Below are 14,920 nucleotides of genomic sequence, written 5' to 3'. Positions count from 1 at the left end.
TAGTTATTGTATATATGCTGTTTTCGGAGTAGCCGCAGATTCAGTTACTTCGATCTGATCCTGATTGTATTTAGATGGACATTTCATAAGTATTTTACTCGCATGAAATACGTTTCCTTCCATTTTTCCTGTTAATACAATTTGTTCTGAACGTTCGATATCCTGTGGTTTTGCTCCGTTAAATACGACCTGACATTCGGTGCTGTCATTGTCATACATATAGAACGAAAAGTGATTTGCATCTTTAGTCGGCTCGTAATGGAGTTGCTTTTCCTTATTCAACACTCCGACAACATACAGTTCTGTCTTTTTCTCTTTCGCTTGTGTAAACGTAGAATATGTACTGGAATCTGTGTAAATCACTAAGATCATGGCTATTGCTATCGCAATGATGATAATTAATATGATCGAACTCTTTTTCATTTTTAAAATGCACTAAATCAACTGCAAAATTACGAAATACGAATGGAAGTAAGTAAAAAACCAAATTCTGGACCTTATTTAGAATTATTTTAAACAGATTGAATAAAATGCTCTTTTTTTAACACTTAGGTGATATTCTAATTTAGATAAAATATTTAACTTGCCTTATTAGTGGACCTATATCCGAAATATTACAATGCTTTTTAAGATTAATAGATTTATTTGTCGCTTTTCTATCGGGTTTGTTGTGTTCACCATGTTTCTGTCATCTGCATTTTCGCAGGAACGTCTTCCACATTTGTTGGAATTTCAGAGTGATAATGATGTGTATCTGATGAATGGACAGGATCGGTATTATACCAATGGATTGATTGTTACTTACTCCGTTCCGTTACAACAGAAAAGTGACCGAAGGACGGATATCCTTTCCTTTCAGCTGGGACATCAGTTATACAACGGCATTGAAGTGCAGGCCGGCAATTCTTTATATTGGGACAGACCTTCTACAGCCTATTTATTTCTGAACGGGGAGTTTCAGCGTGTTTACGGAGATGAATGGGTGTGGACGGCGAAAGCAGAAGTAAATGTTATAGGCAAAGGTGCCAAGGGCAAGGAGGTTCAGAAGTATGTCCACCGGTTGCTGTCCATGTATGAGGTGGAAAGCTGGGCATCTGAACTGAATACTTCTGTAGGGGCGGATGTGGAGAGTAAGCTGTCTAAAAAAATATGGAGAAGTACTTCAAATAAGCTTGAGCTGTCAGGAGGCGGTACATTACGTGCCGGGATGGCATTTTCACATGCCTCCGCTCAGGTCACCTTACGCTTTGGAAAGCTGGCGGACTATTATACCTCGCATTTTACAAAAACTGGCGGATTTTTAAATACGGATAATGAGTATTACCTTTTCTATACACCATCTTATACCTATCAGCTTTATAATGCAACTATTCAGGGAGGTCCTTTTTCCCGGGATAAGCAAAAATTTTATGAGATTGAACCTTATATTATGAAACACTATATTGGAGGTGCATGGTCTAATAGAAAGATCTATGTAGATGCGGGATTTGTATTTAATACAAAAGAAGGAAAGAAGATGTATTCTAACCATCAGTACGGGACGATACGCTTAGGTCTCCGGTTTTGACCGGGATTTCGACCTGAATACCTTTAAACTAGTCCTACAATTATTTATTGCAGATTCTGATTTGTAAATTTCTCTCCTGAAAAGCGGGTAACGAGCATTGCTGCCATAGTATCTCCTGTGGCGTTCAGAACTGTTGCCAGCGGATCTACTAATGTTCCGATAATCATTACGGCCGGAATAGCTTCCGTAGGTAATCCGTAGACTGATATCATCAGCATTTCTCCGATATATCCGCCGTTGGGTATACCACCTGCTACAATACTTACTAATACGGTGATCCCTACAGCTGTAATCAAGGTTGCAGGATCGAAAAAATTCCATCCCATCAGCACAAAGGCTACATATATCTTCAGAATAGAGGACAGGGCGGAGCCATGTTTATGTAATGTAGTCCCTAACGGAATCACTACGTTTGCGACGGAAGGCGGAATTCCCATTTTGGGGGAAGCACTCAGGTTGACAGGCATAGTGGCCAGGCTACTACAGGTAGATAGTGCTGTAAAAGTCGGCAGTATATTGTTTTTCCAGTAAGAGCTTACTCCTTTTCTGCCATTGGCAATAAAAGTATAGATGGTGAAAAACAAGAAGAAATAGATAATGCCATATCCATAATATATACCCATGGGTTTGGCATAGATGTCGAATAATTTAGGACCCAGATCATAGACCTGAAATGCAAAATAAGCCCCCAGGCCTACAGGAGCTAATTTCATAATCATAATCAATAAATTCTTCATCACTTCATTACCTGCATTGAGGAATACAATAAAGGATTTGGCTTTTTCGTCTGCTTTTCTTGCCGCTATTCCCACCAGAAATGAGAAAATCACGAAAGCAAGCATACTCTGGCGTGATAACAGGTTCGAAAATTCTCCTACGGTGAGGAAGCGTACAATACGATCTCCCCAGGATTCTTTATTGTCCATCAGCGGAGATGTGGCTGTGGGATCCGAACTTACAACCTGTTCGATAGGAAAGAGTTTCAGCACAATAATCATACTGATCGCTGCAAAAATGATGGTGATTAGAAATACTCCAGCCATGACTCCCATAATGCGTCCCAGTCTTTGGTTGCCCTCAATATTGGCGACAGAGGAAGAAATAGCAAAAAAAATCAAAGGTATGATAGAAACAAACAGCAAATTCAGAAAAATGTCTCCTAAAGGTTTGATATAGGGGACAATGTCTTTAGCAAAGATGCCAATAAGGCAACCGATTATAATGCCTAACAACAGCAAAAGAATGCTGCCATAATTTTCTATAAATGATTTATTTGCGTTTTCCATTAGTGTATGGAATAAAAATAGGTTTTTTTTGTTTTAATTTTGTTAAAATTTTAGAGAAATGGATTTTGTTATAACAGGAGACGGTTCGAAAACATTATTTAATGCAGAAATAGGAGAGTGTTATCACTCTAAGCATGGAGCACTGCAGGAAAGTAAGCATGTATTTATACAAATGGGGCTGGATTTCTATGTGAAACATACCGGATTGCAAAAAGTGTCTGTTCTGGAGATCGGATTTGGTACAGGATTGAATTTTCTTCAGACAGCTGAGTATGTTTCTGACTCCGATATTCATGTAGACTATGTAGGAATCGAAGGATATCCACTGCCTTTGGAAGTCATTAAGGATACTGGATACAATGCTTACGTTGATCCCTTGATCTGGCATTCTTTTACAGATAACTATGACAAGTCTTTCGGCAGTAGTCTCCCTGTAATAGAGAAGATGAATCTGCATATTGCCCATACCTTATTAATGGATTTTACTTCTGAAAAGCAATTTGATATTGTTTATTTTGATGCTTTTGCGGCTGTTCATCAACCTGAAATGTGGTCTGATGAGGCTTTGGGACATATAGCCAGGTATATAAAACCGGGAGGAGTATTTGTAACCTATGCTATTACCGGTAATCTGAAGCGAAGTATGAAAGCTTTAGGGTTTAAGATCGAAAAAGCTCCGGGTGCTCCCGGGAAAAGAGAGATGTTGAGAGCGATAAAGTATTAGATGCGCTGCGATCCTCTGTAAAACATAACGGGCCTGAGTTATTCAGGCCCGTTATGTTTTATTCCGAAGAATTAGTGGCTGTGTGTGCCATCCGGACCATGTGAATGACCGTGAGACAATTCTTCTTCTGTTGCCGGGCGAACAGAAAGGATTTCGATTTCAAAATGCAAAGTTTGACCTGCCATCGGGTGGTTCAAATCTGCTACTACAGCTTCCGGAGTAACTTCTACTACTACAGCACGAAATTGGTTACCCTGATTGTCCTGTAAAGGCAGAACTTCACCTACCGGAGGCAAACCTGTTTCTTTGAACATGTCAGCTGGTAATTGTGCGACTGCACGCTCGTCTTTTTCGCCATAAGCGTCTTCCGGAGCAAGTTCAAAATCAATTTTATCACCAACATTCAGACCTGCAATATTTTCTTCAAATTTTGGAAGCATCATGCCAACACCATATAAGAAATCCAAAGGATTTTCATTGCTGGTTTGTTCTACGAAAGTTTTTTCACCGTTTTTCACCGTGTGAAGTTTGTAAGTTAATGTTACAACGTTGTTTGTTGCTATTGCCATTAGAGTTAAATTATGGGAAACTAATCATTCCCGTTATCATTGAGTAAATTCAGTATTGATGCAATCGAATCCTGTGGAAGACTGCAGGTTTTGTTTTTACAAAGGTATGCTTTTGATCCAATACCTTGTCTATTTAATAACAAAGGAAGTTTACTTTTTGTTCCGCCTAATGTAATTTTATTTGGAATATAGTGCTGATCCAGCTCTTTTCTCCAGATAGCTGCATATTCACCAACAAGAGCAATTTCATTACTACCGTATACTTCTTCAAGCAGGTAAATGCTCCAGTTGGAATAAGCTGATCCATATGTTTTGAGTTGTGGAAATACATTTGCGAAAAGCTGATCAGCAATAGCAGTATAATCTTCTTTATCAAATAACAGCCCTAATTTTTTGAGTTGAAGGACGATGGCCGATGTTGATGCCGGGATCACATTATCCATAATCTCACTTTTACGAGCAATGAGTTCTCCGGAAGAGTCTGCGGTATAGTAAAAGGTTTTTTGATGGCTGTCATAGAACAATTCTAATGCTTTGTCTGCTAATTGCCTGGCCAGATCGAGCCATTTTTCATCAAATGTGGCTTCATAAAGCGCAATGAAAGCTTCTGTCGTAAAAGCATAATCATCCAGAAAGCCAAATATTTCCCGATTGGCATCCTTTGGCTGGTGAAGTATACGTCCATCACTTTTTATTAATTCATCAATAATAAAATGAGCATTTTTTATTGCAGTATCCAGATAGGAGGAATTATCAAAGACACGGTAAGCATCTGTTAATCCTTTTAACATTAAAGCGTTCCACGTGGCAAGTTGCTTGTGGTCGAGTCCGGGCCTTATTCTGGTCTCTCTGTAACGGTATAGTTTTTCTTTGGCTTCAGCTAAACAGGTTTCCCATTCTTCCGCTGAATATCCGGCTTCCAAAGCCATCAGATCAGCATCGGGATCAAGAATGGGAATATTGGTTGATTCCTCAGTCCAGTTTCCTTCCGCTGTTATATTAAAGTAGGAGATGAACAATGGAGCATCTTCACCCAGTATTTTCTCTATTTCACTTTTAGAAAAGGAATAATATTTTCCTTCCACTCCTTCACTGTCAGCATCCAATGCGCAATAAAAACCATTATTAGCGGCCAGCATCTCCCGATTAGCCCAATGTATAGTTTCCTGTACTACACGTTTATAAAAGGGCAATGGTCGCTGTTGATAGGCCTCTGAAAACAGCGATAGCAGTTGTCCGTTGTCATACAGCATCTTTTCAAAATGAGGTATATGCCAGTATGGATCGACAGAATAGCGTGCAAAACCTCCGCCAATCTGATCATAAATACCACCGCAAGCCATTTTTTGTAAGGTAAAATGCACATGATCGATGATCTTCTCATCTCCTGCGAGTACGCCGTAGCGTAAAAGGAAGAGCCAGTTATTGGGTAACGGAAATTTTGGAGCACGGTTATATCCTCCGTCTTTGGTGTCAAATAATGCTACCCAGGGTGTAATGATAGCGGATAAATCTGCTGTGTTATACTGATCCGGAATAGGATTTATAGGCAATCGCTCACTTTGTTGAATTCCGTCGGTTAATTTCGTCGCATATTCTATAGCAACCAGGGGCTGTTGTTCCCACATCTGTGCGATCTGAAGTAGAATATTCTGCCAGTCATGAGGCTTGAAATAGGTTCCCCCATAAATCGGTCTCCCGTCGGGCAGACAGATACAATTCAGGGGCCATCCACCGGCATTGGTCATCAGCTGTACTGCAGTCATATAAATCTGGTCTATATCAGGACGCTCTTCCCGATCTATTTTAACAGACACGTAAAACTTGTTCATGGTCTGTGCAATAGCATCGTTTTCGAAACTTTCGCGTTCCATGACATGACACCAGTGGCAGGCTGAATAACCTATGCTGATAATAATAAGTTTATTTTCTGTTTTCGCTTTTGTGAGGGCTTCTTCTCCCCACGGCATCCAGTGTACCGGATTATGGGCGTGTTGTTTTAAATAAGGAGAGTGCTCATATTGCAGTTGATTCGACATAGCAAGCTAAAGGTACAAAAAAGAATTAATCCAGAATCCGGGTTAGTGTGCCTGTATTCATACTTAGATTGCTAAAATCAAAACCTTCCGGCAATGTGATTTCTGCAACATTTGCAGTTTTTAGCATTACAGGTCTATCTGTTATATAATCAACAGCATTTGATAAACCAGGATTGTGACCAAATAGTAAAACGGTATGTATTGTTGCCGGTACCTGATTAATGACCTCTAAGATATTAAAGTGGTGAGATTCATATATGGAGTCTTCCAATTGGATCATATCTCTGCGATATCCCAATACATCTGCAAAAATCTGGGCTGTCTGCCAGGCGCGATTAGCTGTAGAAGATATGAATAGTGTCTGCTCATCTATTGTTATAATATCTTTTAATTCCTGTGCAATACGATGTGTACGTTCTTCGCCCTTTTCAATAAGATTACGATCGAAATCCTGTTTGGCAAAAGAATGCTCTTCTGCCTTTGCATGACGTATGATAAAGAGGGTTTTAAGTTGCATATATAATACGATTAAGGTTAGCAATTTAAAAAAAAATAAAATATAACCTGTGGTTGTAGGAAATGATTGTTTAAGTATTGAAATTTGTGTTTAATTTAAATACTATAAAAATTAAGAAATTAATTTTAATTGGATGTTTGCTTATTGCTATATCATCCTGTCAAAAAGAAACTATTGTAAATAGTGAAGTTAAAAAAAAGGAATCAGATGAAATTTCCAAGGAAATAGAAGATCTAAAGCTCTTCTTGGGAGAAAGACTTTCAATTCCTGTTAGTAAATTTAAGTTTAATGAGTCGGACAGTACTCTATATGTAGAAAATACAGCAATCAAAGAAAAAATTTCGGTACTGAGAAGATTTAATAACGTTATTAACAAGCCAACTAACTAAACATATGAAAACTTTATTTTTTTTATTTTCCTGTCTTGTCTGTCAGGTATTATGTCAAGCCCAAATCTCAACTGTAAAAGTTGATGCGTTTGAATTATATAAATCAATATCATATGAAAATCAGGTAATCGTTGACCTCAATTTACCATATAATGAAGTAAAAACAGTTGTTTACATATCAAGAGACCTTATAGGACCTGATTATAACAAGTATGAGGATGTTGATTTAAAAATTGATCTTATATATAGATCATCTAGTAATTCAGAAATTATTTTGTCTTCTATCAATTTTAATAATAGTTCTTTTACTACATCAAACATTTATGCAGAAGCGAGCTTATTCGGCAATCTGTTTTCAGAAAATATTGCCTTAAATTTTCAAGGAAATCCTCAAGGGAATCCAGTTGGAGAGATTTTAATTAAGGTTACAAATAGAAAACAGAATAATCAAGAGTCTTATCCGGGAAAAAGATATTCTTTGATCAGTAAAAGTAAAATTCCATCTATTTTTGAGAGAGAGATGCCTGCAGAATGGAAGAAAGCTTTTATAGAAGGGGGGCAGAAAATAGGAGAAATGCCTTTTGTTGATATGAGTGTGAGTTTTTATGCAAGTGATGTCACTCCGGTGTTAACATCCGAGCCCGGGAAAAATAGAGTATATTCTAAAAATGGAAGATATTGGTTAGAGTTGCAGGATGACGGCCACCTTATCTTGTATGAAAAACTGCCGAATTTTACAGCTAAAATTAAATGGCAGAGCAATTCTTATCAAAGCCAAAGAGGTTTGTATTCCTTAGTTTTCCAAAGTGATGGAAACTTAGTGATTTATAGAAAAAATGTAGGAAGTATTTGGGCGGCAAAAATAACTTACATTAAACCTTATGTCCCAAATGCTGATAATTATGTTTACGGTTTTTGGACTTTACAAGATGATGGAAATTTTGTTTTGTATTACCCTTACAAGCCTTCCATCAATCAGTATCGAGCTATATGTTCAACTGGTTCCGGAATGAATGGAGTATCTAAACATTTTGGGCTTATTAAATAAGCTAAAGTAAAAAATTAAAAGGCAATTTTTAAACAAAAAGATATTGCTTAACTGGCGTATTTCTCGTTAAATTCTATTAGTCCTATCTCAATCATTGAGATAGGACTTCGTATTTATACAATGTTCAATTTGATTAAAGTATTGTCAAAATAATAATGTAAATCTTCACATTTGACAGTTTTGTCAAATTATAAAAAAGAATATCAGATATCAGGGATTTATTCTATTTTCGACAAAAAAATAGATGGTCTGATTTCTATGTTAAAGATATAGAAATGATCATTTGAAATAATAAAATTTTATTAGCCATTGTCAAAACATGTGGAGAAATAATTTCTTGGCCCTGTTGTGTTGTGCATTGTTTTTTGCATGTACTAAATCTGAAGACTCATTTTATGCGGAGGATGTACCTCCACTACAGGCTATTATTCCAAAAGTAGATACCCCTGACTTTCTGCTGGATATCGGAAAGATTAACATACAGGTTACGGCAAATGGGAATTATGCAGGAAGTTTTGAATCCGCATTTTTCAAAGATATATCGGGAACCAATCACAGTTACTGTCATCCGGACGTACAATACTTTCCGAATGGCTTTAACGGGTATAAGTACTGGATGGTATTTACGCCTTACTTCGGGTACGTGGGTACTACTCAGGAATCCAAGCGATATGAGAACCCTACTGTTGTAGTTTCCAATGACGGATTAAACTGGGTCAGTCCGTTGGGAATTATAAGCCCTTTAATGCGTACACCTTCGGCAAGAGAAAGTTTCCTGGAAAATAAACAAGATCCAAGACAGGGATTCTGGTCTGATGTAGACTGGGTATATGTCAATAATAAATTCTATCTGTATTACAGAGGAAGCTTTATAACAGCACAGACTTTTAAAAATAAATGTGTAAAAAGTAAAAATAACACAGATAAATTAAAAACGAATGCACACAGAACAATTGTGCAACAGACTTCTGTAGATGGTATTCGCTGGACTCCTCTGGAAATTGCCTATACTAGCAATGCTCCATATTCGCCACAGAACAATCATTTATTATCACCAACAATGATTCATAATGGAAGCAGATTCATGAGCTATGAAGTGGAGTTAAATACTGGAAATAAGAATTTTAAAGGTAAAGAGCTTTCTTATATTGTCCAAAGGACTTCTAATGATGGCCTTAATTTTAGTCTGTTTAAGCAAAGTAAGATAGTGAATTTTGTGAATATGCCCTGGAAAAAAGTAGATGAAAATTATGCTCCGTGGCATATTCAGGCTGCTTATGTAGATGGGTATTACTTCTTATGTCTGGCAGTGGGGAATGTTAAAAAATATACTGCTGACGCCTTATATCTGGCTTATTCTAAAGACGGAATTAATTTTGTTGTTCTAGCTAAACCCATGGTAGAAAAGAATGTATACCGTTCAGCTATATTTCCGATGAAAAGTGATGATGAGGCCATTGATTTTGGTGCTGTAATAGGATTTAAGTCCGGTGAATTTAAGTATCGGGAGTTCAAACTTAATAAACAGAAACTGGAAAGTGCTTTAAAATAGATCCTGTTTAAGGTTTTAAGTTTGTATTTTTGGTGTAATCTTAAACATTTGTGAATGGTCAACACTTCAAATCATACTCTTGTTTCCATAATTATACCGATTTATAATGTCGATGAGTTTTTAGACGAAACTATTCAAAGTGTACTGAACCAAAGTTTTCAGGAATTTGAGTTGATATTAATAAATGATGGGAGTACAGATAGATCTGCATTGATCTGTCAGGAATATCTAAGCAAAGACAAGCGTATTCAATTTATAAATCAGGAAAATTCAGGAGTATCTATAGCCCGTAATAATGGTTTGCTTCTTGCAAAAGGAAAATATGTATTTTTTATGGACTCTGATGATACTTTGGATTCAGATTTTATTAAAAGTTCTTTTGAAGCAGCAGAGAAAGACTCCAATAATATTACAATAGTCGGAGAAGAGTATTGTAAGCGGTTGCCAAATGTAACAGCTTTACCAACCTGTGCACAATTTCTGAAAAGGAGTTTTTTAGTTGATCATCCGGAAATAAGATTTCCAGAGCATATTCAGCCATGCGAAGATGGATTGTTTTCTCATCAGTTACTGGCATTGACTACAGCTGTAGGAGTGAATTTGCAGGGTAATTATCATTATCGTAAACACAGCAGTCAAAACCATGTAAAGATTAATGAAAATAGCTGGAAGGTACTCCATCAAATACCGAGTTGGTTTTCTATATTATCCAAGTTTTACGAAAAGAACGATCTTTTTTACTCTCATAGCTTTCATTTGGCATTATTCGTAGAGCATGAACCCTTCGAAATAAGATATTTAAGATTAACCCTTGATGAAGAACAAAAGAAATATTTATTTGATTTAATAAAGGAATTTATGAGTAAATATGTTGATCCATATTTATCCAATGAAAATAGAGATTTGCTTAGCAAACCGTTTTTGTATTTTTTAAGAGCTGAGAGCTATTCTGATTTTGATAATTTTTATAAAAGGTACTTAAAACAGCGCGCAGCCAAAAGAAAGATATTACTTTTTCTGGTGAAACTAATCCCTTTTTCAAATTTAAGAAGAGGGTGGAGAGAGAATATTCGTGCAAAATATTGAGGTATGAAAATTTTATTTATACAACATTTACACTTCTTAAACGGATCGGGTGGAACTGAAAAAATCTGTTCTTTTTTGGCAAATGGATTTGCAAAACAGGGACACCAAGTAACTATAGCTACTAATCAGGATATTATCGGAAAGCCTGTCTTCGAAATCGATAGAAATATTGAGGTGGTAAATATCTACAACCCTCGTGTGATTCAGAAAGAGTTGAAATCATTATATAATTATAAGGGGCGTAATCCAATTATATGGCTTATATCAAAAATCAAAAAGAAATCTGCTAAAATTTATAATAATGTACTTCGCAAGGATCTAGGTGGTGATGCTGGAATATATAAATTTAATCTTTCTAAACGTGCTGAACTTTGGAATGCATATATAAATGAATTATCTCCCGATGTAATAGTTACCATGTCCATCAGTTCTTTATTAGAGGTTACTTATAATAATAAAATTAATATTCCTATTGTAAATTCTGTAAATGGAAGACCGGATTATGATTATAGAAATATATTTGGAAGAAGAAGTGACTTTGAAATGCAACTTCTTGAAGAATCTTTCAAAAATCTCTCTGGTATTCAGGTACTATTTAAAAGTTACTGTAACTTTCTCCCATCAACATTTAATGGTGGACAATACGTTATTCCTAACCCGGTTCCTCAGACGACAGAAAGTGATGTAGTAAACCATCTAAAAACTAAAGGAAAATATCGTGTCATTCACATAGGAAGATTAGATGATGATTGTAAACAACAAAGTATAGCTATAAAGATTTTTAATAAAATCGGTTCAGGATTTCCTGAATGGGAACTGGAGTTTTGGGGCATAGGTCATGATCATAATATGCTTATGCAAATGATTAGTTCGTATCGTTTGAATAATCGGGTTTTTTTGAGAGGTTTTACGGAGAATCCATTAGAAAAGATAAAAGAAGGAGATATTTTTATATTCCCAAGTAAATATGAAGGTTTTGGACTTGCCTTAGGGGAAGCTATGTCTGCAGGGTTACCTTGCTTAGGATTTCAAAGTTGTTCTGGCGTGAATGAGCTTATCGAACATGGGGTAACTGGCTTTTTAGCAAAGGATGAAAGTGAAATGCAAAAGCATCTTGAAGAACTTATGCAAAATAGAGCGTTAAGAAAAGAAATGGGATTTCAGGCACATCTAGCTATGAAGAGATATAGTCCTTGTCATGTCTTGGATGCCTGGAAGAATTTGATTTCAGATATTGTTGTAAAGTAAGTCTAGTTTGCTCAGTGAAAAATATGTCAAAGAAAAGGGTTTTGTATTTTATGCCAGATAATCCCATGAATGGTAAAGGGGGGAATTTGACAAGATGTAATCAAATGTTACAATACTTTCAATCAAATAGTCAAGTATTGGAGGTTCATTTTGTATCTACATTATATTGGGACAGTATAAGTATAGATAAATTCAAATTTACCTATCCAGACATAATCTTGCATGTTTTGGAACTGAGAATGTCAAAGCAAAATCTCTGGAAATATCTTTTTGAAGATAAAATACCCAGAAAATTGAAAGGGATTTGCGATAAAGGAGTGTTGGATAATTCAACTCCTTATTTGAAAAGTAAATTCAAAGAAATCATTCAACAAAATAGATATGATATTATTTTAATTAGTTATTCGACTTGGGGAAATATTATTGATTATGCTGAAAACGCTTATAAAATAGTCGACACTCATGATTTTATGACTCTTCAATATAAGACAGAAAATGAAAAAGAGGGATATATGAAGGTTGGTGAAATTTTTCAGGAAGAGATAGATACACTAAGTAAGTACGATGAGATCTGGACTTATTCAGTAGAAGAAAGGTATATTTTTGAACAGTTTACAAATAGTAACGTTACTCTTATACCCGTTTCATTCCCATCGAAAAGATTGGAGCCTGATAGAAGTATTGAATATGATATTTTGTATGTCGCAAGTGATAATCGACATAATATCAAAAGTATTAAATGGTTTTTAAAGTTTGTTTTTCCTCTCTTAAATAATGTTAAGCTCTATGTTGTTGGGAAAATCTGTTCGGCTATTGATGATACCCCAAATATTATCAAGCTGGGAGTGGTGGAAAACTTAGATGAAATATACAAATTTAGTAAAATCTGTATTTGTCCTATGATAACGGGAACAGGTGTTAAAATCAAAGTCCTGGAATCCTTATCTTATGGATTACCAGTGGTGACGACTAAAAGAGGTGTTGATGGATTAGTGAATAAATCGCAGAATGGATGTTTGATAACTGATGATCCTGAAGGTTTTGCGAATTATATAAAACAACTTTTATCAGATCAGAGTTTTTATGCTAAAATTAGTGAACAGGCAAGATTATATTTTGAGGAAAATCATAATGAGACTCAGGAAATAAAAATTTTAAATAATATTTTTCTCAAATAACTTTCTGTCTGCTAAAATATAATAGTTTTTTTTGTCGTCCTGATCTTTCACAAAGATCAGAATTTTCTAATTAGCAGTTTTATACTTTATCGATACCATGGATTGTCCAGATTGATTTATTTTTCTTTGTTTGGCGTCTAATAGCATTGTTAAGTTCCCAATCTCTTTTATTTACATAGCCCCTTGCATGATCTAAGTGAATGCATATCGCCTTATAGCGTATTTGAATTGGTAGAATAGAATTGTTTAAAAGCCTTTCCCCCATTTCTCTATCCTCACCACCATACTTCATTCTTTCGTCAAACCCGTTAATTGCTAATATATCTTCTTTCCATCCAGAAGCATTGTGACCATTCCAGGTTGGTTTGGTGGTAGTCAAGGCATTCAAGATTCTTAAGAAACCCTTATAAGTTGATAACTTTTGATTCTTAAATGAATAAGGTAGTTTTTTCTTTCTTAACCATTTTAAATCAAAACAGTTTTGAGTTTGGATATCATAAGGAGTAATATCCTGCGAAATGCTAAGAGGAAGCTTGAAATATCCTCCGGATAAAAAGTGCTTTCTTTTACGGTTGCTAATATGCGTTTCTACGAAATCTTTCCTTGGAATACAGTCTCCATCAGTAAAGATTAAGTATGGACTTGAAGATGCAACAATTGCTTTGTTTAAAATTTCACACTTTCTAAATCCATTATCTTCATGCCATACATGAATCAGTGATGTAAATATATTTTTAAATTCCTCAATTATAACTTTTGTGCTATTATCTGAGCCATCGTCTGCGATAATAACTTCAAAATCTTTATATGTCTGAATTGAATACCCTATTAATACTTTCTTTAGCCATTCAGGAGAGTTATAGGTGCTGATGATAACAGATGCTAACATTATTTCAAATACTTGTTAATCCCATTCTCCGTAAAGGTCTTATTTTGAGAAACGGTAGATTTATAAATACTATCATTTACTATCTCTTTTTCCCGTGAAGCAAAAGGATGCCATATATGATACACAATGCCGGAAAATTTTAAAAATCTCTTTTTTAGACCCAAATTCCTCAACCTAGCAACAAGTTCTTTATCTTCACTACCCCATCCATGCATAGATTCATTATACCCATTTACTTTAATAATATCATCTTTCCAATAAGCCATATTGCAGCCTCTGGTAAAATCTCTATATCGACCATTTACTTTATACTTATCTGCGAAAATCTTTGCTAAAAAAGGGATATGTAAACTATTAAGAATGTTCTTACTTTTATATCTTAATGTATGGAGATCAGGTAATACTCCGCGCAATAACATTTTTTTTGAAAAATTTTCATCTAAATTCACTCTGCTACCTGTTATAAAAGCATTTTGTTCAGAAATTATTAAATGATCTTGAATAAAGCAAGAATGTAAAATTACATCACCATCTATTTGAATTATATATGGGTTTGATACTTGGGAAATAGCTTTATTTCGTATCTGTGAGAGTTGAAAACCATTGTCTTCATGCCAAATATGTTGAATAGAAATATTAGTTCTTAGACGAAATTTTTCAATTTCCTCTCGTGTTTCCTCTCGCGAACCATCATCTGCTATAACAATCTCATCCGGAAGTATCGTTTGTAAAAGAATACTTTCCAAACATAGATGTAAGGCTTCAGGCCAGTTATATGTTGAAATAAGAAGAGATATTTTTGTTTTATTTGTCATGTAGCTCAATATA

15 protein-coding genes are annotated in these 14,920 nt (G+C 35.4%); 8 read left to right on the top strand and 7 right to left on the bottom strand.

Going from position 1 to position 14,920, the window contains the following annotated elements; genetic code table 11:
- Nucleotides 1-3: 3 nt before the first annotated feature.
- Nucleotides 4-423: a cytochrome c maturation protein CcmE domain-containing protein gene (locus tag HMPREF0766_RS18200; RefSeq protein WP_003000576.1), complete on the bottom strand. Its 420-nt coding sequence runs from the start codon at nucleotides 421-423 to the stop codon at nucleotides 4-6.
- A 256-nt stretch (nucleotides 424-679) separates the two neighbouring features.
- Here HMPREF0766_RS18200 and HMPREF0766_RS18195 point away from each other — a divergent pair, with 256 nt between their 5' ends.
- On the top strand, nucleotides 680-1,567 hold the full coding sequence (locus tag HMPREF0766_RS18195) for a lipid A-modifier LpxR family protein (protein ID WP_236590578.1): 888 nt from the start codon (nucleotides 680-682) through the stop codon (nucleotides 1,565-1,567).
- Nucleotides 1,568-1,611: 44 nt separating this feature from the next.
- Here the strand turns inward: HMPREF0766_RS18195 and HMPREF0766_RS18190 are convergent, their stop codons facing one another.
- Nucleotides 1,612-2,853, bottom strand: coding sequence for a dicarboxylate/amino acid:cation symporter (locus HMPREF0766_RS18190; RefSeq protein ID WP_003000571.1), 1,242 nt, complete (start codon nucleotides 2,851-2,853; stop codon nucleotides 1,612-1,614).
- Between the two features lie 58 nt (nucleotides 2,854-2,911).
- On the opposite strand from HMPREF0766_RS18190, the gene mnmC2 reads away from it, so the two are divergent.
- Complete coding sequence (gene mnmC2 / locus HMPREF0766_RS18185; RefSeq protein ID WP_003000569.1) at nucleotides 2,912-3,577, top strand: tRNA (5-methylaminomethyl-2-thiouridine)(34)-methyltransferase MnmC2; 666 nt, start codon at nucleotides 2,912-2,914, stop codon at nucleotides 3,575-3,577.
- A 71-nt stretch (nucleotides 3,578-3,648) separates the two neighbouring features.
- On the opposite strand, the gene HMPREF0766_RS18180 is transcribed toward mnmC2, so the two are convergent.
- From HMPREF0766_RS18180 to HMPREF0766_RS18170, 3 genes are read right to left on the bottom strand one after another with little or no spacing between them, the layout of a single operon-like run.
- Nucleotides 3,649-4,146: an FKBP-type peptidyl-prolyl cis-trans isomerase gene (locus tag HMPREF0766_RS18180; protein ID WP_003000566.1), complete on the bottom strand. Its 498-nt coding sequence runs from the start codon at nucleotides 4,144-4,146 to the stop codon at nucleotides 3,649-3,651.
- A gap of 20 nt (nucleotides 4,147-4,166) precedes the next feature.
- Nucleotides 4,167-6,185: a thioredoxin domain-containing protein gene (locus HMPREF0766_RS18175; RefSeq protein ID WP_003000563.1), complete on the bottom strand. Its 2,019-nt coding sequence runs from the start codon at nucleotides 6,183-6,185 to the stop codon at nucleotides 4,167-4,169.
- Between the two features lie 25 nt (nucleotides 6,186-6,210).
- Nucleotides 6,211-6,702, bottom strand: a complete 492-nt coding sequence (locus tag HMPREF0766_RS18170; RefSeq protein ID WP_003000560.1) for a SixA phosphatase family protein — start codon at nucleotides 6,700-6,702, stop codon at nucleotides 6,211-6,213.
- 86 nt (nucleotides 6,703-6,788) lie between these two features.
- Between HMPREF0766_RS18170 and HMPREF0766_RS18165 the strand changes: the two genes are divergently transcribed.
- The 6 genes from HMPREF0766_RS18165 to HMPREF0766_RS18140 all read left to right on the top strand — a co-directional run bounded on the left by HMPREF0766_RS18165 (nucleotide 6,789) and on the right by HMPREF0766_RS18140 (nucleotide 13,203).
- Nucleotides 6,789-7,091: a hypothetical protein gene (locus tag HMPREF0766_RS18165; RefSeq protein WP_003000557.1), complete on the top strand. Its 303-nt coding sequence runs from the start codon at nucleotides 6,789-6,791 to the stop codon at nucleotides 7,089-7,091.
- A gap of 4 nt (nucleotides 7,092-7,095) precedes the next feature.
- A complete protein-coding gene (locus tag HMPREF0766_RS18160) occupies nucleotides 7,096-8,139 on the top strand; it encodes a hypothetical protein (protein ID WP_003000553.1) in 1,044 nt (347 codons plus the stop codon).
- Between the two features lie 319 nt (nucleotides 8,140-8,458).
- Entirely contained in the window at nucleotides 8,459-9,691 is a 1,233-nt protein-coding gene (locus HMPREF0766_RS18155) for a hypothetical protein (protein WP_003000550.1), read from the top strand.
- Nucleotides 9,692-9,745: 54 nt separating this feature from the next.
- On the top strand, nucleotides 9,746-10,777 hold the full coding sequence (locus HMPREF0766_RS18150; protein ID WP_003000547.1) for a glycosyltransferase family 2 protein: 1,032 nt from the start codon (nucleotides 9,746-9,748) through the stop codon (nucleotides 10,775-10,777).
- Nucleotides 10,778-10,780: 3 nt separating this feature from the next.
- A complete protein-coding gene (locus HMPREF0766_RS18145) occupies nucleotides 10,781-12,025 on the top strand; it encodes a glycosyltransferase (RefSeq protein ID WP_003000545.1) in 1,245 nt (414 codons plus the stop codon).
- 23 nt (nucleotides 12,026-12,048) lie between these two features.
- A complete protein-coding gene (locus tag HMPREF0766_RS18140; RefSeq protein ID WP_003000541.1) occupies nucleotides 12,049-13,203 on the top strand; it encodes a glycosyltransferase in 1,155 nt (384 codons plus the stop codon).
- Nucleotides 13,204-13,282: 79 nt separating this feature from the next.
- Here HMPREF0766_RS18140 and HMPREF0766_RS18135 read toward each other — a convergent pair whose 3' ends face one another.
- Nucleotides 13,283-14,092 (bottom strand): glycosyltransferase family 2 protein, encoded by an 810-nt coding sequence (locus HMPREF0766_RS18135; protein ID WP_003000539.1) that lies wholly within the window; start codon nucleotides 14,090-14,092, stop codon nucleotides 13,283-13,285.
- A complete protein-coding gene (locus HMPREF0766_RS18130) occupies nucleotides 14,092-14,907 on the bottom strand; it encodes a glycosyltransferase family 2 protein (RefSeq protein WP_003000536.1) in 816 nt (271 codons plus the stop codon). Before HMPREF0766_RS18130 ends, HMPREF0766_RS18135 begins: the two co-directional genes overlap by 1 nt.
- Between the last annotated feature and the right edge of the window lie 13 nt (nucleotides 14,908-14,920).

The sequence above is a fragment of the Sphingobacterium spiritivorum ATCC 33861 genome (assembly GCF_000143765.1).
In the GTDB taxonomy this organism is placed as follows: Bacteria; Bacteroidota; Bacteroidia; order Sphingobacteriales; family Sphingobacteriaceae; genus Sphingobacterium; species Sphingobacterium spiritivorum.
Note: the sequence above shows the minus strand (reverse complement) of the source record. Positions and strands in the feature narration are given on the sequence as shown.